We start from the raw sequence: 18,541 nt of genomic DNA on the forward strand, positions 1-18,541 counted from the left end.
AAATCGATAGCGCAAAGCTTCAGAACAGAATTCAATTAAAGCATTTCCAATGTTTTGAAGATCGCTTGCGAAATATCGACAGATTGAGCCATGATGACTGCATGGCGCACCTTCTGACATTTCCGAACGTTTCTCACGTCAGCGCGTGGCCGTCGCGGGCCGATACGCAGTCCTCGGTCCGCGACGGCTCCGGCGGCTTGGCTGGTCTGCTGGCGGCCCTCGACGCCCTGCTCGAATCCGTGCGCCTCGCGTGGTGGGACGGCTCCTCCCTCGGCTTGAGCCGGGGTGGCCTCGAATCCCTGGTCGGGCTAGAGCCGGGCGACGCGACACCGCCGCGGCTGGTGCCGGTCGACGTGCGGGCGCAGGTGCAGGCATGAGCGCCGGTCTCGTCACGGCCCCGCCCGACGCGGCGGAGCGTCACGCGCAAGGCACGTTGGAGCGCGCGCTCACGACCGCGTTCTGGCAGGCACTTCAGCGCGAGCCGATGCATGTCATGGCCGCACTCGAAGCCGCCGCGCGCACCGTCGGCACGCTCTACCGGCAGGTGGCCGCCGCTCACGGCCCCGACGGGCACTGCCCCTGCGGCTGGGAGCCCGACCCGGAAACCGACGTCATCGTCCTGGAAGCAATGCTGGCCGCCGCCCTCTCCCGCCCGGCCCAGGTGGATCTCGCCGACATGGTGCCCGCCGGGCGGGCCTGACCGGTCGGGCGAGCACATTGCCCCAGACGCCGAGTCTCAAGAATCGGCTGGCCACACGACACGTGGCGAGGCGGAACCTCTCGATAGGGGCTGCGCGCCGCCGGCTTCGCTTCAGGACGACTGCGCCACCGTGCCCGGAGCCAGCAAAGCCTCGTCCTCGTCATCGGCCTCGCCGTCGATCTCGGCATCGGCCTCTTCGTGACCGGACACGCCCGCGGCGCCCGCGAGGCTGCGGGCGACACGGCGTAGGAGCTTGCGCAGGCGGCGGCGCTCCTTGTTGTCGAAGTCTTCGAGCAGTTCGGCCTCGACCTCGTCCCAGATCCGCTCGATCGCGGCGGCCTTGGCAAAGCCCGTCTCGGTGAGGCGCACGCGCACGATGCGCCCGTCGCCGGCCTCGGCCCGGCGCTCGACGAAGCCGAGGGCGGCGAGCCGCGAGATCGTCTTCGAGGCGGTCGGCGGGCGCACCCGCAGGGTCGCGGCGAGGTCACCCATGGTCATGCTGCCGGCCGCCGCCAGCGCCTGCACCACCTGCTCCTGGCCGGCGAACAGGTCGAGTTCGGCGAGCCGGTCGCCGATCCGGGCGCGGTGGAGCCGCGCCGCCTGGACCAGCGCCCAGCCGACGCTCTTGGCCGCGGGGGGGCGCAGCCGCTTGACGGTCTTGCCCGCCTTGTCTTTTGCCGCGTTTCGACCGCCCGGCTGAGCGGGAGCTTCGCCGTGTGCCGCCACGGCGACCACTTCGTTTGCCGCCGACATGATCCGGTTTCCCTTCACGGACGTGCGGGCTCCTGAACGCTGCCCGGAAAGAGTGCCCTCTGGGCGGCCCGCAGGGCAAGCATCTGCCGACCGGCGATGAAACTTCGATGACAGAAACCCTTCGCTGTGCCGACACAGGGCCGACAACACACCGCTTTTGCAAGAAACCGCTTCACGGCGCGGCCGATTTCGTGGATTCCCGCGCCGCATGAGCTTCCACCGGAACCGAGACGACGGGCTGTTTCCATGAAGCGCCGCGAGGCGCTCGGCCTCTATCCCCTGCGTGACCTGCGCCTTCGTGCGGACGACGCCTGGAGCGCGACCGGCCCCGATCCGGTCTTCGCGCTCGGCCCGGCGGACGCGGTGTCGGCCCTGTCGGGCCAACGCATCCGCATCCGCTGCCGTCCGGATTCGGTGCGTCCGGTGCTCGCGGTCGAGGCGCAGGGCGAGGCCGAGTTGCGCCGCTACCGGCTCACCGTGCGGGCGGACGGCACCGACGACCTGATCCGCCTGCCGCCCGGCACACGCGCGCTGCGCCTGGAGGCCGCCGAGGCGGGCCCGCGCTTCCGCCTCGACGCGGTGCGGATCGCGCCGGCGGGCCGGATCGAGGCGGCCGTCCTGTCCGCTCGAAAGATCATCGAACGGTTGCCGCCGCAGGAACGTCGGCCGCTGCGCCTCCTGCGGCGCGCCGTCGGCCTCCTGCGCAGCGTGCCGCCGGGCGAAATCTGGCGCCGCCTCACCCGCGCCGCCCAGACCCGTCGTCCGCCCGCCACGTACGCCGCTTGGATTCAGGCGGTGGAAGCCAAGGCCCTGCCCTCCATCGAGACGATGCGCGCGCAGCTCGGAGCCCTGCCGGAGCGCCCGCGGATCTCTCTGCTGGTGGCGGGCGGCGACGATCCGGTCCAGCTCGGGGAGACGGTCGAGAGCCTGCGGGCGCAGGTCTACCCGGATTGGGAATTGTGCCTCGCCGCGGCACCATCGGCGGCACTCGAGGCGCTGGCGACGGAGGACGGCCGCATCCGTCTGCTCCCGCCCGCGAAAAGCAAAGCGGCCTCCCTTGATGCGGCGCTGGCGCAGGCGCGCGGCCCCTATCTCGCCCCGATGGAGCCCGGCGCCCGGCTTGCGCCGCAGGCGCTTCTCGCCCTCGTCCGGCGGCTCGCCCGCGAGCCCGATCTCGACCTGCTCTACACGGATGAGGATCGGATCGGGCCGGAGGGCGAGCGCTGCGATCCGCATTTCAAGCCGGGCTGGTCGCCCGAGACGCTGGAGAGCAGCTTCTACATCGGCGGGCTTGCTCTCTACCGGACCGCCCTGGTGCGGGCGGTCGGCGGCTTTCCGAGCGAGAGCGAGGGCGCGGCCGATTACGACCTCGCGCTCCGCGTGACGGAGCGCAGCGAGCGCGTCGGCCACATCCCGCAGGTGCTCTGCCATCGCCGCGCCGCCGCGCCCGACCCGGAGGCCGCCGCCCGCGCGCTCGCCGGACGTGCCCGGCGCACCGGCGGGCTCGATGCCGTCCGCGCGCTCGGCCCCGTGCATTTCGCTCTGCGGCGCGCGCTCGCGACGCGCCCACTCGTCTCCCTCGTGATCCCGACCGCCGGGCGCGACAGCCTCATCGGCGGGCGCCCTATCGATCTGCTCGCCGCCTGCCTCGCCAGCATCCGCGAGACCGGTACTTACGAAAACATCGAGATTATGGCGGTGGATAACGGCGACCTGCGCCCGCAGACGCGGGCCGCCGTCGAGCGGTTCGGGGCGCGCACCGTCACTTGGGACAAGCCGGTCTTCAACGTCGCCGCCAAGATGAATCTCGGCGCAAGGGCGGCGAGCGGCGAAGTGCTGGTGTTCCTCAACGACGACATCAGCGTCCTCACGCCGGACTGGATCGAGGCGATGCTGGCGCAGCTCGCCATCCCCGGCGTCGGCGCGGTCGGCCCCAAGCTCCTGTTCGAGGACGGCAGCCTTCAGCATGCCGGCGTGGTCTTCGGCGAGGGTCTGCCCGACCATGTCCGCCGTGGCTTCCCCGGTGACGACGCCGGGTATCACGGCTCGAGTCTGGCCAACCGCAACTACCTCGCCGTGACCGGCGCCTGCGTGATGGTGGGTCAAGCCGAGTTCGAGGCGATCGGTGGCTTCGACGAGGCATACGCCATCAACTACAACGACATCGACCTCTGCCTGCGGCTCGGCGAGCGGGGCCTGCGCACCGTCTATTGCGCCGAGGCGAGCCTGCACCATTACGAGAGCCGCAACCGCATCCCCACGGTCGATCCGGCCGAGCAGGCGCGCTTCCGCAAGCGCTGGGGGAGGCGGCTCGCCCGCGACCCGTACTATCCGGACCCGTTCGGGATCCGGCCGCCCGCCTTCACGCTCGACGCCGAGCGGTTTCCGGCAGCATGGCAGCGCATGGTAGAGGCGTGGCGATGATGACGACGACAGACAGACCCGGAGATCAACCGTGAAGGCCGTGATCCTCGCGGGCGGGCTCGGCACGCGGCTCTCGGAGGAGACCGTGGTGCGTCCCAAGCCGATGCTGGAAATCGGCGGACGGCCGATCCTCTGGCACATCATGCAGATCTTTGCCGCCCACGGCGTGACCGAGTTCGTGATCTGCCTTGGCTACAAGGGCTACGTCATCAAGGAGTTTTTCCTCAATTACCGCTTGCACTTGAGCGACGTCACGCTCGATCTCGGACGGGGCGACGTCGAGTTCCATCGCTCGGCGGCCGAGGACTGGAAGGTCTCGCTGATCGAGACCGGCGACGCCACCATGACCGGCGGGCGCCTCAGGCGGGTGCGCGACTATCTCGGCGAGGACGATTTCTTCATGACCTACGGCGACGGCGTCGCCGATATCGACCTCACGCAGCTCGCCGCCTTCCACCGGGCGCACGGGCGCCTCGCAACGCTGACGGCGGTGGTGCCGCCGGGCCGCTTCGGCGCGCTCGACCTCGCGGGCGACGCAGTGCGCAGCTTCCGCGAGAAGCCGGCGGGCGACGGCGCGACCATCAATGGCGGTTTCTTCGTGCTGTCTCCCAAGGTGCTCGACCGGATCGAGGGCGACGCCACCGTGTGGGAGAGCGGCCCGCTGGAGAGCCTCGCCCGCGACGGCCAGCTCCACGCCTACCATCATCACGGCTTCTGGCAGGCGATGGACACCCTGCGCGACAAGAAGCACCTCGAAGAACTCTGGGCCCGCGGCGACGCGCCCTGGAAGGTGTGGTGATGGGTGCGCTCAACCCCGATCCTGCCTTCTGGGCGGGTAAGCGCGTGCTGCTCACCGGGCATACCGGTTTCAAGGGCGCGTGGCTGAGCCTGTGGCTCGCCCGCCTCGGCGCCCGCGTCACCGGCTTTGCTCTCCCCCCTGAGACGCGGCCGAACCTGTTCGAGGCGATCGGATTTCCGTTCGACGACTCGCGCATCGCCGACATCCGCGACTTGCCGGCGCTCACGGCGGCCATGGCGGCTGCCGAGCCCGAAATCGTGATCCACATGGCGGCACAGGCCCTGGTGCGGCCCTCCTATGTCGATCCGGTCGGCACCTTTGCAGTCAACACCATGGGCAGTGTCCACCTGCTGGAGGCGGTGCGGTCGGCGCCGAGCGTGCGCGCCGTCGTCGTCGTGACGAGCGACAAGGCCTACGAGAATCGCGAATGGCCCTATGCCTATCGCGAGACCGAAGCGATGGGCGGGCGCGATCCCTACAGCGCCTCGAAGGGCTGCGCCGAACTCGTCACGAGCGCCTACCGCGCCTCGTTCTTCGGCGCGGGCGGCCATCCGGCGCGGATAGCCAGCGCGCGGGCCGGCAACGTCATCGGTGGCGGCGATTGGTCGGCCGACCGGCTGATCCCGGATATCGTGCGCGCGTTCGAGGCCGGGGAATCGGTCGAGATCCGCGCGCCGCACGCGATCCGCCCCTGGCAGCACGTGCTGGAACCGCTGGCCGGCTACCTGCGCCTCGCCGAATGCCTCGCGGGCGCCGACGGCGCGGCCTTCGCGGAGGGCTGGAATCTCGGGCCGGCGGACGAGGATTGCCGGCCGGTCTCGTTCCTCGTGGAGCGGCTGGCGCGGGGCTGGGGCGGGGGGGCCGGCTGGCACCTCTCGCAGAAGACCCATCCGCACGAGGCGACCTATCTCAAGGTCGATGCCTCCAAGGCTCGCGCCCGCCTCGGCTGGGACCGGCGGCTGACCCTCGACATGGCGCTCGATTGGACCGCCGCTTGGTACCGCGCGGCCGCTTCCGGCGCCGATCCCCGCGCTCTGGCCGAGGCCGAGATCGCGCGCTACGAGGCGCTGGGCCAGCCTGGAGCAAAAGCCGGAGTCCCAGCGTGACCGCCCCGACCTGCCGCGCCTGCGGCGCCGCCCTCACCCGGACCTTCTGCGATCTCGGCCTGTCGCCGCTCGCCAATTCCTACGTCACGCCGGAACGGCGCCACCGGGGCGAGATCTTCCACCCGCTCCACGCCTATGTCTGCGACGCCTGCTGGCTGGTGCAACTCGAAGCCTTCGAGAGCCCCGAGGCGATCTTTTCGGATTACGCCTACTTCTCCGGCTTCTCCGCCGGTTGGCTGCGGCACGCCGAGGCTTACGTCGCCGCGATGATCGCGCGCTTCGGCTTGAGCGCCGAGAGCAAGGTCGTCGAAGTCGCGAGCAACGACGGCTACCTGCTGCAATACTTCGTCGCCCGTGGCGTGCCGGTGCTCGGGGTCGAGCCGGCGGCCAACGTCGCCCGCGTCGCCGTCGAGCGCGGCGTGCCGACAGAGGTCGCCTTCTTCGGCCGCGAGACCGCCCGGCGCCTCGCCGCAGCGGGCCACAAGGCGGATCTGACGGCGGCCAACAACGTGCTCGCCCACGTGCCCGACATCCTCGATTTCGCGGCGGGCTTCGCCGAGATCCTGAAGCCGGAGGGCGTGGCGACCTTCGAGTTCCCGCACCTCCTGCGGATGATCGAGCATCGGCAGTTCGACACGATCTACCACGAGCACTTCTCCTACCTCTCGCTCGGCGTGGTCATCGGCATCCTGCGCCAGCACGGCTTGCGGGTGTTCGATGTCGAGGAATGGCCGACCCATGGCGGCTCGCTGCGCGTCTTCGCCTGCCACGAGGCCGCCGCGCACGCGCCGACGCCGGAGTTGGAGCGAGTGATGCTCAGCGAGTGGGGGGCGAACCTGTTCGACCCCTCCGGCTATGCCGGCTTCGGGCGGGCGGTGGCCGAGATCAAATGCGCGGCGCTCCGCTTCCTGATCGAGGAGCGGGCCGCGGGCCGAACGGTCTGCGCCTACGGTGCGGCGGCCAAGGGCAACACCTTCCTCAACTATTGCGGGATCGGCCCGGAGTTGATCCGGGCGGTGGCCGATCGCTCGCCGCACAAGCAGGGCACGTGGCTCCCCGGCAGCCGCATCCCCGTGGTCTCGCCGGACGACCTCCTGGCGATGCGCCCCGATACGGTGCTGATCCTGCCCTGGAACCTCAAGGACGAGATCGCCGGCGAGATGGCCGCGATCCGCGCATGGGGCGGACGCTTCGCCGTGGCGATCCCCGAACTGACGGTGTTCTGATGCCGCGGGTCCCTTCCGGCCGCACCCTCATCCCGAGGGCTCCGCTTCGCGCCGCCACCTCAGGATGAGGTCGAGGGTGGGATCGGCCATGCCTTCGCAACCAGGCACACGCATCTCATGATCTTCGAGGAACTCGCGCTGCCCGGCCTGTTCCGCGTCGTGCCCGAGCCGCACGCGGACGAGCGCGGCTTCTTCGCCCGCACCCAGTGCGAGAGCGAATTCGCGGAGCGCGGGCTGGTCGGGCGCTTCGCGCAGTCGAGCGTGTCGTTCAACCATCGCCGCGGCACCGTGCGCGGGATGCATTTTTCGAAGTTGCCCCACGCCGAGACGAAGCTCGTGCGCTGTACCGGCGGCGCGATCCACGACGCGGTGATCGACCTGCGGCCCGATTCGCCGACCTATCTCCGCACCGCGTCCGTGACGCTCTCGGCCGAAAACCGCCACGCCCTCTACATCCCGGCGGGCCTCGCCCACGGCTTCCAGACGCTGAGCGACGATGCCGAGATCCTCTACATGATCGACCGGCCCTTCGTGGCCTCCGCCGCGGACGGCGTTCGATGGGACGATCCCGCTTTCGGGCTCGCGTGGCCCGAGCCGGTCACCGTCATCGCACCGCGCGACCTCGCCTTTCCCGATTGGACGGGGCGGTGAAGCGGGTTCTCGTCACCGGAGGGGCCGGCTTCGTCGGCCGCCACGCGGTCGCCGCTTTGGCCTCTCGCGGCTTCGAGATTCACGCCATCGGCCGGACCGCGCCGAAGGGTGTCCACGCCTTCCACGCCGCCGACCTGCTCGATCCGGCCCAGCGCCGGACTGCCGTGCAGGCGGCCTCGGCGAGCCACCTGCTCCACCTCGCTTGGGTCACCACACCCGGCCGCTACTGGCAGGCGCCGGACAACCTCGACTGGACCACCGCCAGCCTCGACCTCGTGCGGACGTTCCGCGAGGCGGGCGGTACCCGCGCCGTGGTGGCCGGGACGTGTGCCGAGTACGATTGGACGGGGATCGCCGAAGCCCTCTCCCCGCGTGCGGGGAGAGGGGATGCAGCGGCGATCCGGGAGAGCCTCGTTGAATCCGCTCACTGCTGCCCGGCGACCCTCTACGGCGCCGCCAAGGACGGCCTGCGCCGCATCCTGCAAGCCTACGCGGCAACCGCCGGCCTCTCCCTCGGCTGGGCGCGATTGTTCTACCTCTACGGTCCCGGCGAGACGCCGGGCCGGCTCGTCGGCGATGCGGCGCGGGCGCTGCTCACAGGCCAGCGTCTCGCCACCAGCGAGGGCCGGCAGCGGCGCGACTTTCTCCATGTCGCCGATGCCGGCGCGGCCTTCGCGGCCCTGCTCGACTCGGACATCGTGGGCCCGGTCAATCTCGGCTCGGGCGAAGCGGTTCCGGTGCGCAAAATCCTGGAAACGATCGGTGCGCTGACCGGACGCCCCGATCTGATCGATTTCGGCGCCCGCCCACTCGGCCCGACGGAGCCGGCCTGCATCGAGGCCGACATCCGGCGCCTGACGGACGAGGTCGGGTTTTCCCCGCGCTACAGTCTGGAACAGGGCTTGGCGCAAACCGTCGCGTCTTGGCGCGCCGGGCTCAGCAATGCGGCATCAGTCCCTTGAGCCGCGCCAGGATATCCTCGCCCGCGCAGGGGCGGGCGATGAACTGCGCGCCCTCCGGCATGCGCTCGGGGTCGGGCGAGGCGCGGCCGGACACGATCAGGATCGGCAGGTTCGGCCGCGCCTGGGCGACGGAATTGGCCAGATCGAAGCCATCGACCCGGCCCGAGAGCTGCACATCCGTGACGAGGCCGCAGATGTCGGGCCGGGCCTGAAGGATGGAAAGCGCGCGCTCGGCAGAGGCGCATTGCACGGTGTCGTAGCCGCCCTCCTCCAGCACGTCGCCGAGGTCCATGATGGTCAGGGCCTCGTCCTCGACGATGAGGATGACGGGACGGTCGGCTTCCGGATTCGTCGTCTCGGTCTGGCTCGCCACCTTACGCTCTCCCCAATTTGCTCCAGCGGCCCAAGATGTTCGCAGACTTTTTGTTGACAGACTCAGCCTGCCCACAGACCTGGCCCGCTCACAGACTTAGCCTGCTCACAGGCTTGGCCGTTTCCCATACCGGGAACCGCTGCGCTGCGATCATCCAACGAGTAACCCCGCTGCGGGTTGCAGGGTCCCGTGGTTCTCTGCGGGCAAGCTTCGCGCCACAGGGCCGATCGCGGCGCGCCGGCCTCATGTGACGGCCTCGGTCACCGCCGTCACCGCCGCGATCAGACGGTCGAGGTCGCCCGCTTCGATGGTGAGCGCCGGGGTGAGGTAGACGATGTCGCCGAACGGGCGCACCCAGACGCCGCGCTCGACGAAACGCCGCTTGAGGTCGGCAAGGTCGGGCGTACCCGCGAATTGCACCGCGCCGATGGCGCCGAGCACCCGAACGTCCCGCACACCGGGCAACCGGCTTAAGGGAGCGAGCCCCTCTTGCAGGCGCGCAGCGATGGCCTGGGCCTGCGCGAGGCGCGGCTCGGTCTCGAACAAATCGAGGCTGGCATTCGCCGCCGCGCAGGCGAGCGGGTTCGCCATGAAGGTCGGCCCATGCATCAGCGCCGCCGATGCCTCGTCGGACCAGAAGGCGGAAAAGATCTCGGTGGTGGCGACCGTGGCGGCGAGCGCCATCGTGCCGCCGGTGAGCGCCTTCGACAGACAGAGGATGTCGGGCACGATGCCGGCCTGCTCGCAGGCGAAGAGCCTCCCCGTGCGGCCGAACCCGGTAAAAATTTCGTCGGCGATGAGCGGCAGGCCGTGGCGGCGGGCCAGCCGCGCAACGGCGGCCAGGACCTCCGGCGGATGGATCAGCATCCCGCCCGCCCCCTGCACCAGGGGCTCGACGATCACCGCAGCGAGTTCGTGGCGGTGGCGGGCAAGGGCCGCATCGAGCGCCGCCTCGTCCTCGGCCGTGCGCGGCAGCGTGCAAAATATCTGAGCGGGAAGGTAGGCGCCGAAGCGGCGGTGCATCCCCTCCTCGGGGTCGCAGGCCGACATCGCGCCCATCGTGTCACCGTGATAGCCGCCGCGGAACGCGAGCACGCGGGTGCGGCCGGTCTCGCCGCGGTTGAGCCAGAGCTGCACCGCCATCTTCAGCCCGACCTCGACGGCGACCGAGCCGGAATCGGTGAAGAAGACGTGGTTGAGCCCCCCCGGCAGCAGCGCGGCGAGGCGCGCGCCGAGCCGCTCGGCCGGGGCGTGGGTGAGCCCACCGAACATCACGTGCGGCATGCGCATGAGCTGGTCGGCCATCGCCGCGGCGATGTGCGGGTGATTGTAGCCGTGCACCGCCGTCCACCACGAGGCGATGCCGTCGATGAGTTCGCGCCCGCCTTTCAGCGTGATGCGCGTGCCCCGCGTCGCGATCGCCTCCAGCGGCGGCGCGGCGGTTTTCATCTGGGTGTAGGGTCGCCAGAGGTGATGGTGTTCGAGCGCGGTCATGCGCGGGGGATTGAGGGGCGGCGCTGACGGAGTCAAACGCGCCACGCCCCTCCCCCTGATGGGGAGGGGCGTGGCGCCCTACTCCGCCGCTTCGCCGTAGGCCTCCGTCGGCGGGCAGGAGCAGACGAGGTTGCGGTCGCCGTAGGCGTTGTCGACGCGGTTCACCGGAGGCCAGTACTTGTCCATGCGCAAGCTGCCCGACGGGAAGCAGGCGGCCTCGCGGGAATAGGGCCGCTCCCAGGCGCCGATCAGGTCCTGCACCGTGTGCGGCGCGTTCTTGAGCGGGTTGTTCGCCCGATCCATCCGCCCGTCCTCGATCGCCCGGATCTCCTCGCGGATCGCCAGCATGGCGTCGCAGAAGCGGTCGATCTCGGCCTTGGTCTCGGATTCGGTCGGCTCGATCATCAGCGTGCCGGCCACCGGCCAGCTCATCGTCGGCGGGTGGAAGCCGCAATCGATCAGGCGCTTGGCGATGTCCTCGACGGTGACACCCGCGCTCTTCTGGAACGGGCGGACATCGACGATGCATTCGTGCGCGACCCGTCCGTTCCGGCCGGCATAGAGGATGGAATAGGCCCCATCGAGCCGCCGGGCGATGTAGTTGGCGTTGAGGATCGCCACCCGCGTCGCCTGGGTCAGGCCGCGCCCGCCCATCATCAGGCAGTAGCTCCACGAGATCGGCAGGATCGAGGCCGAGCCGAAGGCGGCGGCCGAGACCGCGCCCTCCTCGCCCGAGCGCGGATCGGAGGGCAGGAACGGGATCAGGTGCGTCTTCACGCCGATCGGCCCCATGCCCGGCCCGCCGCCCCCATGCGGGATGCAGAAGGTCTTGTGCAGGTTGAGGTGGCTGACGTCGGCGCCGATGTCGCCGGGCCGCGCCAGCCCCACCATCGCGTTGAGATTGGCCCCGTCGAGATAGACCTGTCCGCCGTGCCGGTGGACGATGTCGCAGAGTTCGCGCACCCGCGCCTCGAACACGCCGTGGGTGGACGGGTAGGTGATCATGCAGGCGGCCAGCTTGTCCGCGTGCTGCTCGGCCTTCTTCGCGAAATCCTCGACGTCGATGTTGCCGTGGGCGTCGGCCCCGACCACGACGACGCTCATGCCGCACATCTGCGCCGAGGCCGGGTTGGTGCCGTGGGCCGAGGACGGGATCAGGCAGACCGTGCGGTGCCCCTCCCCGCGCGAGAGGTGGTAGCGGCGGATGGCCAGCAGCCCCGCATACTCGCCCTGCGCGCCGGAATTCGGCTGCATCGAGATCGCGTCGTAGCCGGTGATCGCGCAGAGTTTTTGGCTGAGGTCGTCGATCAACTCCCGATAGCCCAGCGCCTGATCCTCCGGCACGAAGGGATGCAATTCCGAGAACTCCGGCCAGGAGATCGGCAGCATCTCGGCGGTGGCGTTGAGCTTCATCGTGCAGGAGCCGAGCGGGATCATCGCCCGGTCGAGCGCGAGGTCGCGGTCCGCGAGGCGGCGCATGTAGCGCGTCATCTCGCTCTCGGCCCGGTTCATGTGGAAGATCGGGTGGGTGAGATATGCCGAGGTCCGCTCCAGGGCCGCCGGCAGGCGCGGCTCGGGATAGGCCTCGTCATAGGCCAGTTCGGTGCCGCCGAAGGCGCGCCAGACTGCCTGGACGATGTCGGGCCGGGTGCGCTGATCGACGCTGATGCCGATGCGGTCGGTGCCGATCCGGCGCAGGTTCACCCCGTTCTCGACCGCGCTCTTCAGGATCACGCCCTGGAACGCGCCGACCCGCACCGTGATCGTGTCGAAGAAGTGCTCGGGTTCGACGGTGAAGCCGAGCTGTTCCAGGCCGGCGGCGAGGCGCACGGCGTCGCGGTGGACGCGCAGGGCGATGGCCTTGAGGCCGGCCGGCCCGTGATAGACGGCGAACATCGAGGCGATGACCGCGAGCAGCACCTGGCTGGTGCAGATGTTCGACGTTGCCTTCTCGCGGCGGATATGCTGCTCGCGGGTCTGGAGGGCGAGGCGGTAGGAGCGGTTGCCGCGGGCATCGACCGAGACGCCGACGATGCGGCCGGGCAGCGCCCGCTTGTGGGCGTCGCGGGTCGCGAGATAGGCGGCGTGCGGGCCGCCATAGCCCATCGGCACGCCGTAGCGCTGCATCGAGCCCACCGCGATGTCGGCACCCATCTCGCCCGGCGCCTTCAGCAGCGTCAGCGCGAGCGGGTCGGCGGCGACCGCGGCGAGCGCACCGGCGTCATGAAGCGCGGCGATGAGATCGGAAAAGTCGTGAACCGCGCCGTTCACGCCAGGATACTGGAACAGCGCTCCGAAGACCCTGGACGGGTCCAAATCCGAAAAGGGATCGCCGACCACGACCTCCCAGCCGAGCGGCGCCGCGCGGGTCTTCAGCACGGCGATCGTCTGGGGCAGGCAGTCGCGATCGACGAAGAAGGCGCATCTGTCCGACTTCGCCACGCGCTTGGCCATGCCCATGGCCTCGGCCGCCGCGGTCGCCTCATCGAGCAGCGAGGCGTTGGCCACATCGAGCGCGGTCAGGTCGCAGACGAGGGTCTGGAAGTTGAGAAGCGCCTCCAGCCGGCCCTGGCTGATCTCCGGCTGGTAGGGCGAGTAGGCGGTGTACCAAGCCGGGTTCTCGAAGATGTTGCGCTGGATCGCCGGCGGCATCGTCGTGCCGTGGTAGCCCTGGCCGATCAGTGAGACGAGCAGGCGGTTCTTGTCGGCGGTGGCGCGCAGCTTCTCGAGCGAGCGCCGCTCGGTGAGCGAGACCCCGAAATCGATGTACTCGGCCTGCCGGATGTCGGGAGGCAGCGTCTCGTCGATCAGCGCGTGAAGCGACTTGGCGCCGACCGTCTCCAGCATCTGGTCGATCTCGGAGAGCTTCGGGCCGATATGGCGGCGGGCTGCGAAGTCGAAGGGATCATGGCGATCGTATTTCATGGGGCAAGCCTTTCGAAGGCGGATGCCGCGCGTCTCGTCACCCCCTCCCCCCCTCATCCTGAGATGCTGCGAAGCAGCCTCGATAAGAGGGCTCCAGGGATCGTGGCGGGTACGGGAGGTCTCCTTCGAGGCCTCCGCTGCGCTCCGGCACCTCAGGATGAGGGGGATGGCTGGGAAGGGATCCGGCCGGCGCTACTTCGCGAACTCCGCGTAGGCCGCCTCGTCCATCAGGCCGTCCATGGCGGAGGCGTCGTCGAGCTTGAGCCGGTAGAGCCAGCCGCCGCCCTGCGGGTCGGTGCCGACCGAGGCCGGGTCGGCGACCGCCGCCTCGTTGACCTCGGTGACTTCGCCGGAGAGCGGCGCGTAGACGTCGGAGGCCGCCTTGACGGACTCGACCACCGCGGCCGCCTCGCCCTTGGTCAGCTTCGTGCCGACCTTCGGCAACTCGACGAAGACGAGGTCGCCGAGCTGTTCGGCGGCGTGCGCGGTGATGCCGACCGTGGCGACGTCGCCATCGAGGCGCAGCCATTCGTGCTCATCGGTGAAACGCAGCATGGTCAAAACTCCTGACACGAGAGAGATCAGCCGCGCTTGAAGCCGGCCGGGACGAAGGGAAGCGGGGAGACGACAAGGGGGAGACGCTGGCCGCGAACCTCGGCGAAGACGCGGGTGCCGGGCGCGCTCAGCGCGGCCGGGAGAAAACCCATGGCGACCGGCGCCCCGACGCTCGGGCCGAAGCCGCCGGAGGTGACGCGGCCAACCGGCTCGCCGCCGGCCTCCACGGCGAAGAGCGGGGCCTCCGCCCGCACCGGCGCCCGCCCCTCGGGGCGCAGGCCGACGCGCCGCCGGGACGGGCCGGCCTCCATCGCGGCGAGGATCGTGTCGGCCCCCGGAAACCCGCCTTCGCGGGCGCCGCCCCAGCGGCGGGCGGGCGAGATCGCCCAGGCGAGGCTCGCCTCGACCGGATTGGAACCGGGGTCGATATCCGCCCCGTGGAGCGGCAGGCCGGCTTCGAGGCGCAGGGAATCGCGGGCGCCGAGGCCGACCGGCATCACCTCGGCCTCCGCGAGCAGGGCTTGGGCCACAGCCTCCGCGCGCTCGGCCGGCACGGAAATCTCGAACCCGTCCTCACCGGTGTAGCCGGAACGGCTGACGAGGCAGGGCGCGCCGAGGATCGCGACCGCGCGCACATCCATGAAGCGCATCGTCTCGGTCTCGGGGGCCAGCCGCGCCAGCACCTCGGCCGCCTTCGGGCCCTGAAGCGCGATCAGCGCATCCGGCACGAGCGTCATGTCGATGCCGTCCGGGAGATGCGCCCGGAGATGCGCGAAACCGGCGGCTTTGTTGGCAGCGTTGACGACGACGTGGAGCCGGTCCGGCAGGCGCGCAACCATGAGGTCGTCGAGGATGCCGCCGGCTTCGTCGGTCAGGAAGCCGTAGCGCTGACGGCCTTCGGGAAGCCCGAGGATATCGATGGGGGCGAGCACTTCGAGGGCGCGGGCCGCCTCCGCGACGTCGCCGGAGCGGGGCGTCACCGCGATCTGGCCCATATGCGACACGTCGAAGAGGCCGGCCGCTGCCCGCGTGTGCAGATGCTCCTTGAGCAGCCCGGCGGGGTATTGCAGCGGCATCGCGTAGCCCGCGAACGGCACCATCTTGGCGCCGAGGCGCAAGTGAAGCGCGTGCAGCGGCGTCTGTGCCAGCGGATCAGCGGAAACGGGAGCGGCAGGGCTCAAGGCCCCGGCAGCTTGCAGACTCATCGGGCACTCCACGACAGACGGATCTTGCCCGCCGGCCGGCTGGCAAGTTGCCCCCATCTGTCGCGCTTACCTGAGAGTTTCCCTCACTCGGCATTCGAGCGAGGTTTCTCCTTCGGTGGACGCCGGACGGCGCCTCTCTCCAGATTGTCCAACGGTACGGTGATTGTGCCTGAGAGTTTCCGGGGGTGGTTGCTCCGTCGGCGCCATGACTCATCTTTCGATAGGCCTGGGCTCTCCCGTATCGTCTGTATCGGACGCCGGAAGGCTCGCACTTTGCGCCCGCCTACGCAAGTCAAGTCCGGTGACGATCAGCGCATCATGTTGCGCAGCCGGCAATAGCCGCGGAAGCTCTCGTAGCCGGCCGGGCAACGGCGGAGGCAGGCCCCGGCCGCGTATTTCAGAGGCGGAGGGCAGGCATTGCGGAAGCGTTGCTCGCCGAACAGGTAGGACTGGGCCGGGCCGGCCGAGGCTGGCACCGGGCTGACGAGGGGGCCGGCAAAGGCCGTCAGCAGGAGGACGACGAGGCGGCGGCGCATGGCAGGGGGTTCCAGCGGAGCCTGTGCAACGCGCCGCCCCGCACCGGGTTCGCCACGCTCATCACCATCGGCTTGACATCCCTTCAGTGCCATCGCCTTCAAGCGTCATGTCGCCGAACCCATCGAACAGCCTCGACGCCTTCGCCGGAGAAAAGCTCGCCGGCCTCGAAGCCGCCGCCTTGCGCCGCCGTCTGGCCGTGACCGCCCGCGGCCCCGAGGCGGCGGCCGAGCGGGCGGGCCGCAGCCTCGTCTCGTTCTCCTGCAACGATTATCTCGGCCTCGCCCACGATCCGCGGGTAATCGCGGCGGCCACCGAAGCACTGGCCCGCTACGGCGCGGGCGCGGGCGCCTCGCGTCTGGTGACCGGCAATTCCCCCCCGCTCGCGGCGCTGGAGGAACGGCTGGCCCGGCACAAGGGCAAGGAGGCCGCCCTCGTCTTCGGCTCGGGCTATCTCGCCAATCTCGGCATCGCGCCGGCCCTCGTCGGCGCGGGCGACCTGATCCTGATCGACGAACTCGGCCATTCCTGCCTGTTCGCGGGGGCGAGGATGTCGGGGGCGCGGACCGTGCGCTTCGCCCACAACGACGTCGCGCAGTTGCGTGCGCTTCTCGCCGAGCATCGCGGCGCGGCGCGGCGGGCGCTGATCCTGACCGAGCGGGTGTTCAGCATGGACGGCGACCGGGCGCCGCTCTCCGAAATCCTGGCACGCGCGGGCGAGTACGACGCCTGGACGCTGGTGGACGATGCCCACGGCCTCGGCGTGGTCGAGCCCGGCCAGCGGGCGCCGCTCGAAATGGGCACGCTCTCGAAGACGCTGGGCTCCTATGGCGGCTATCTCTGCGCCTCGCGGCCCGTGATCGACCTGCTGACCAGCCGGGCGCGCAGCCTCGTCTACACCACCGGCCTGCCGCCGGCGTCCGCCGCCGCGGCGCTCGAAGCCCTCGACATCGTCGAGACGGAGCCGGAGCGCGCCACCCGGCCGCTGGCACTCGCCCGCCGCTTTACCGCGCGTCTCGGCCTGCCCGAAGCGATGAGCCCGATCGTGCCGGTGCTCATCGGCGCGGCGGAGGCGGCGCTCGCCCTCTCGGCGGCTTTGGAGGCGCGCGGCTTCCTCGTGGTGGCGATCCGTCCGCCGACCGTCGCCCCCGGCACCGCCCGTCTGCGAGTCGCCTTCTCGGCAGCGCATGACGAGGGGCAGGTCGATGCCCTCGCCGAAACGCTGACGGAATTGGCGCCGGAGAGCGTCCGCGCCGGCTGAACACCCTCAGGCGATCGAATCGAGCCGGCGGATCGAGGTGACGGCGCCGAAACTCTTGGCGGCGATACGCTCGACCGCCTCGCGCAAGGACTCGACCGCCACCGCCATGTGGTGGCCGTTGGCATGGATCAGCCGGTCAGCGTCGAGCATCAGCCCGACATGGCCCTTCCAGAATACGAGGTCGCCGCGCTGCAGCCCGTCGAGCCCCGGCGGCAGGGCGTTGCCGAGGGTCCGCTCCTGCTGGTCCGCATCGCGCGGGCAGGCCAGGCCCGCGGTTTCCAGGCAGAGCTGGACGAGGCCCGAGCAATCGAGGCCGAGACTGGTGCGCCCGCCCCAGAGATAGGGTGCGCCGACGAGTCGCTCGGCGGTGGCCGGAAAATCGGGCTCGGCGGTGCCAAGCGGCACGGCGTGGCCGGCAAAGACGTAGCCGCCGCCGGCGAGCCGCCAGTACGCGCCCTCTTGCATCTCCGCCGCGAAGGCGGCGCCGAGGCTGAGATGGGCGAGGTGCGGACGCTTCAGGTCGGGCGCCGGGTAGACGAAGGTGCGTAACGCGGCGACGCGATGGGTCGGCGCCGGATCGATGGCCCCGAGCGCCGTCTCCGGCAGGTAGCCGACATAGCCGTCGCGGGCGATCTGGCCCCAGGCGAATCCATCCTGGATCTCGAAGACCGTCACGGCGTCGCCCATGACCGCCTCGGTCTCGAGCCCGGCCTCGAGGCGCGGCGCACGGCGTAAGGGAGCGGAGGGCACGACGATTCGCGCCGGCTTGCCCGCGACGTAGCGCTCGGCCGTGACGACGCCTTTCAGGCGGATGTCGGCGAGGTCGGGCCGGGCCGGGGTGAGACGGGCGTCGCATGGATCTGGCATCGTGGCGCATGCGTGACGCAGGATCGGGGCGGGATTCGGGATGGAGGATCCCAAGACTCCCGATTTTCGGGCGACCCGTTGGCTCGTGGGTTCACCGAGTTATTTGCTGCGCTGCCGCGACACTATGACCGGCGCGGGCCTTCTGCGCTGGATAGCCCCGTCAACGAATGTGCTGGCGCCCGCACGGATCGGCGCGCATCCTGCATGCTCGACGAGCGGGGCGTCCGCCCGGCAAGCCATGCGGCCGGCGGTCCGTCACGTCCGATTTGGGTGCAGTGCACAAACCGGATGGACCGTCCTATGATCGGTGCATGAAGACCGCGAGTCGTGCCGTGAAAAAATCTCCGAAGAGCTTTCAGGATCTGCCTCCGATCCGGGTGCGGCGCGAGCCGCCCACGGTCGCCGAGGCGGTCGCCGCCGCCCAGGATCTCGCCGACGACGTCGAGCAGCAGGTGGAGATCGCCTGCGGGCTGATCGGCCTCGGCCCGGACGAGGTGCGCCCCCACGTGGTCGCCGCCGCCAAGGCCGCGGCGGCGCGTCCGGCGCACCGGCCGCTGGAGCAGCGCATCCTCGCACCGACGAGCCCGAACCGCTCTCCGCCGCGGGCAGTGATCGTCGAGCGCCGCAGCCGCCCGACCGTGGTGGTCGAGCGCCGCAGCCGGCCCCTCGACCCGCGCCGGTAAGACCAGGGTATCGTCTTTTAGGG

At 70.4% G+C, this 18,541-nt stretch carries 18 protein-coding genes and 1 riboswitch; of the genes, 10 read left to right on the forward strand and 8 right to left on the reverse strand.

Annotated elements, in window-relative coordinates; translation table 11 throughout:
* The first annotated feature begins 101 nt into the window (after positions 1-101).
* Positions 102-377, forward strand: coding sequence for a hypothetical protein (locus E4V01_RS14555; RefSeq protein ID WP_060768571.1), 276 nt, complete (start codon positions 102-104; stop codon positions 375-377).
* The gene (locus E4V01_RS14560) at positions 374-700 is read left to right on the forward strand and encodes a hypothetical protein (protein WP_135298831.1); all 327 of its coding nucleotides are present in this window, start codon (positions 374-376) and stop codon (positions 698-700) included. The genes E4V01_RS14555 and E4V01_RS14560 overlap by 4 nt, the downstream gene beginning before the upstream one ends.
* Before the next feature lie 111 nt (positions 701-811).
* On the opposite strand, the gene E4V01_RS14565 is transcribed toward E4V01_RS14560, so the two are convergent.
* Positions 812-1,453 (reverse strand): MarR family winged helix-turn-helix transcriptional regulator, encoded by a 642-nt coding sequence (locus tag E4V01_RS14565; protein WP_060768573.1) that lies wholly within the window; start codon positions 1,451-1,453, stop codon positions 812-814.
* A 246-nt stretch (positions 1,454-1,699) separates the two neighbouring features.
* Between E4V01_RS14565 and E4V01_RS14570 the strand changes: the two genes are divergently transcribed.
* The 6 genes from E4V01_RS14570 (at position 1,700) to E4V01_RS14595 (ending at position 8,621) form a co-directional block, all read left to right on the forward strand.
* Positions 1,700-3,877, forward strand: a complete 2,178-nt coding sequence (locus tag E4V01_RS14570) for a glycosyltransferase (protein WP_135298832.1) — start codon at positions 1,700-1,702, stop codon at positions 3,875-3,877.
* A gap of 31 nt (positions 3,878-3,908) precedes the next feature.
* Positions 3,909-4,676 carry a glucose-1-phosphate cytidylyltransferase gene (rfbF, locus tag E4V01_RS14575; RefSeq protein WP_135298833.1) on the forward strand — a complete coding sequence of 256 codons (768 nt, stop codon included), beginning with the start codon at positions 3,909-3,911 and terminating at the stop codon, positions 4,674-4,676.
* Positions 4,676-5,782, forward strand: coding sequence for a CDP-glucose 4,6-dehydratase (rfbG, locus tag E4V01_RS14580; protein WP_135298834.1), 1,107 nt, complete (start codon positions 4,676-4,678; stop codon positions 5,780-5,782). Before rfbF ends, rfbG begins: the two co-directional genes overlap by 1 nt.
* Complete coding sequence (locus E4V01_RS14585; RefSeq protein ID WP_135298835.1) at positions 5,779-7,008, forward strand: class I SAM-dependent methyltransferase; 1,230 nt, start codon at positions 5,779-5,781, stop codon at positions 7,006-7,008. The genes rfbG and E4V01_RS14585 overlap by 4 nt, the downstream gene beginning before the upstream one ends.
* 117 nt (positions 7,009-7,125) lie before the next feature.
* Positions 7,126-7,659, forward strand: a complete 534-nt coding sequence (locus tag E4V01_RS14590; RefSeq protein WP_135298836.1) for a dTDP-4-dehydrorhamnose 3,5-epimerase family protein — start codon at positions 7,126-7,128, stop codon at positions 7,657-7,659.
* Entirely contained in the window at positions 7,656-8,621 is a 966-nt protein-coding gene (locus E4V01_RS14595; RefSeq protein WP_135298837.1) for an NAD(P)-dependent oxidoreductase, read from the forward strand. Before E4V01_RS14590 ends, E4V01_RS14595 begins: the two co-directional genes overlap by 4 nt.
* Here the strand turns inward: E4V01_RS14595 and E4V01_RS14600 are convergent.
* From E4V01_RS14600 to E4V01_RS14630, 6 genes are all read right to left on the reverse strand, one after another.
* Positions 8,596-8,994 carry a response regulator gene (locus E4V01_RS14600; RefSeq protein WP_056200438.1) on the reverse strand — a complete coding sequence of 133 codons (399 nt, stop codon included), beginning with the start codon at positions 8,992-8,994 and terminating at the stop codon, positions 8,596-8,598. The two genes, E4V01_RS14595 and E4V01_RS14600, sit on opposite strands and share 26 nt — an antisense overlap.
* A gap of 243 nt (positions 8,995-9,237) precedes the next feature.
* Positions 9,238-10,488, reverse strand: coding sequence for an adenosylmethionine--8-amino-7-oxononanoate transaminase (locus E4V01_RS14605; protein WP_135298838.1), 1,251 nt, complete (start codon positions 10,486-10,488; stop codon positions 9,238-9,240).
* A 78-nt stretch (positions 10,489-10,566) separates the two neighbouring features.
* Positions 10,567-13,413 carry an aminomethyl-transferring glycine dehydrogenase gene (gene gcvP / locus E4V01_RS14610; RefSeq protein WP_135298901.1) on the reverse strand — a complete coding sequence of 949 codons (2,847 nt, stop codon included), beginning with the start codon at positions 13,411-13,413 and terminating at the stop codon, positions 10,567-10,569.
* Between the two features lie 192 nt (positions 13,414-13,605).
* The gene (gene gcvH, locus E4V01_RS14620) at positions 13,606-13,968 is read right to left on the reverse strand and encodes a glycine cleavage system protein GcvH (protein ID WP_135298839.1); all 363 of its coding nucleotides are present in this window, start codon (positions 13,966-13,968) and stop codon (positions 13,606-13,608) included.
* A 26-nt stretch (positions 13,969-13,994) separates the two neighbouring features.
* On the reverse strand, positions 13,995-15,173 hold the full coding sequence (gene gcvT / locus E4V01_RS14625; protein WP_135298840.1) for a glycine cleavage system aminomethyltransferase GcvT: 1,179 nt from the start codon (positions 15,171-15,173) through the stop codon (positions 13,995-13,997).
* 47 nt (positions 15,174-15,220) lie between these two features.
* A riboswitch (glycine riboswitch) is annotated at positions 15,221-15,326 on the reverse strand.
* Positions 15,327-15,481: 155 nt separating this feature from the next.
* On the reverse strand, positions 15,482-15,709 hold the full coding sequence (locus E4V01_RS14630; protein ID WP_060768584.1) for a hypothetical protein: 228 nt from the start codon (positions 15,707-15,709) through the stop codon (positions 15,482-15,484).
* Positions 15,710-15,816: 107 nt separating this feature from the next.
* On the opposite strand from E4V01_RS14630, the gene E4V01_RS14635 reads away from it, so the two are divergent.
* A complete protein-coding gene (locus E4V01_RS14635) occupies positions 15,817-16,968 on the forward strand; it encodes an aminotransferase class I/II-fold pyridoxal phosphate-dependent enzyme (protein WP_135298841.1) in 1,152 nt (383 codons plus the stop codon).
* Between the two features lie 6 nt (positions 16,969-16,974).
* Here E4V01_RS14635 and E4V01_RS14640 read toward each other — a convergent pair whose 3' ends face one another.
* Entirely contained in the window at positions 16,975-17,835 is an 861-nt protein-coding gene (locus E4V01_RS14640) for an NlpC/P60 family protein (protein ID WP_135298842.1), read from the reverse strand.
* A gap of 311 nt (positions 17,836-18,146) precedes the next feature.
* Between E4V01_RS14640 and E4V01_RS14645 the strand changes: the two genes are divergently transcribed.
* Positions 18,147-18,518, forward strand: a complete 372-nt coding sequence (locus E4V01_RS14645; protein ID WP_060768587.1) for a hypothetical protein — start codon at positions 18,147-18,149, stop codon at positions 18,516-18,518.
* The last annotated feature ends 23 nt before the right edge of the window (positions 18,519-18,541 follow it).

The sequence above is a fragment of the Methylorubrum sp. Q1 genome, assembly GCF_004683995.1.
Taxonomy (GTDB): domain Bacteria; phylum Pseudomonadota; class Alphaproteobacteria; order Rhizobiales; family Beijerinckiaceae; genus Methylobacterium.

What these genes read in the sequence shown, in the direction of transcription:
- E4V01_RS14555 (WP_060768571.1), top strand. Translation starts at nt 102, where the DNA reads ATGGCGCACCTTCTGACATTTCCGAACGTTTCTCACGTCAGCGCGTGG.
- E4V01_RS14560 (WP_135298831.1), top strand. Translation starts at nt 374, where the DNA reads ATGAGCGCCGGTCTCGTCACGGCCCCGCCCGACGCGGCGGAGCGTCAC.
- E4V01_RS14565 (WP_060768573.1), bottom strand. Translation starts at nt 1,453, where the DNA reads ATGTCGGCGGCAAACGAAGTGGTCGCCGTGGCGGCACACGGCGAAGCT.
- E4V01_RS14570 (WP_135298832.1), top strand. Translation starts at nt 1,700, where the DNA reads ATGAAGCGCCGCGAGGCGCTCGGCCTCTATCCCCTGCGTGACCTGCGC.
- rfbG (WP_135298834.1), top strand. Translation starts at nt 4,676, where the DNA reads ATGGGTGCGCTCAACCCCGATCCTGCCTTCTGGGCGGGTAAGCGCGTG.
- E4V01_RS14590 (WP_135298836.1), top strand. Translation starts at nt 7,126, where the DNA reads ATGATCTTCGAGGAACTCGCGCTGCCCGGCCTGTTCCGCGTCGTGCCC.
- E4V01_RS14605 (WP_135298838.1), bottom strand. Translation starts at nt 10,488, where the DNA reads ATGACCGCGCTCGAACACCATCACCTCTGGCGACCCTACACCCAGATG.
- gcvP (WP_135298901.1), bottom strand. Translation starts at nt 13,413, where the DNA reads ATGAAATACGATCGCCATGATCCCTTCGACTTCGCAGCCCGCCGCCAT.
- gcvH (WP_135298839.1), bottom strand. Translation starts at nt 13,968, where the DNA reads ATGCTGCGTTTCACCGATGAGCACGAATGGCTGCGCCTCGATGGCGAC.
- gcvT (WP_135298840.1), bottom strand. Translation starts at nt 15,173, where the DNA reads ATGAGTCTGCAAGCTGCCGGGGCCTTGAGCCCTGCCGCTCCCGTTTCC.
- E4V01_RS14630 (WP_060768584.1), bottom strand. Translation starts at nt 15,709, where the DNA reads ATGCGCCGCCGCCTCGTCGTCCTCCTGCTGACGGCCTTTGCCGGCCCC.
- E4V01_RS14635 (WP_135298841.1), top strand. Translation starts at nt 15,817, where the DNA reads ATGTCGCCGAACCCATCGAACAGCCTCGACGCCTTCGCCGGAGAAAAG.
- E4V01_RS14640 (WP_135298842.1), bottom strand. Translation starts at nt 17,835, where the DNA reads ATGCCAGATCCATGCGACGCCCGTCTCACCCCGGCCCGGCCCGACCTC.
- E4V01_RS14645 (WP_060768587.1), top strand. Translation starts at nt 18,147, where the DNA reads ATGAAGACCGCGAGTCGTGCCGTGAAAAAATCTCCGAAGAGCTTTCAG.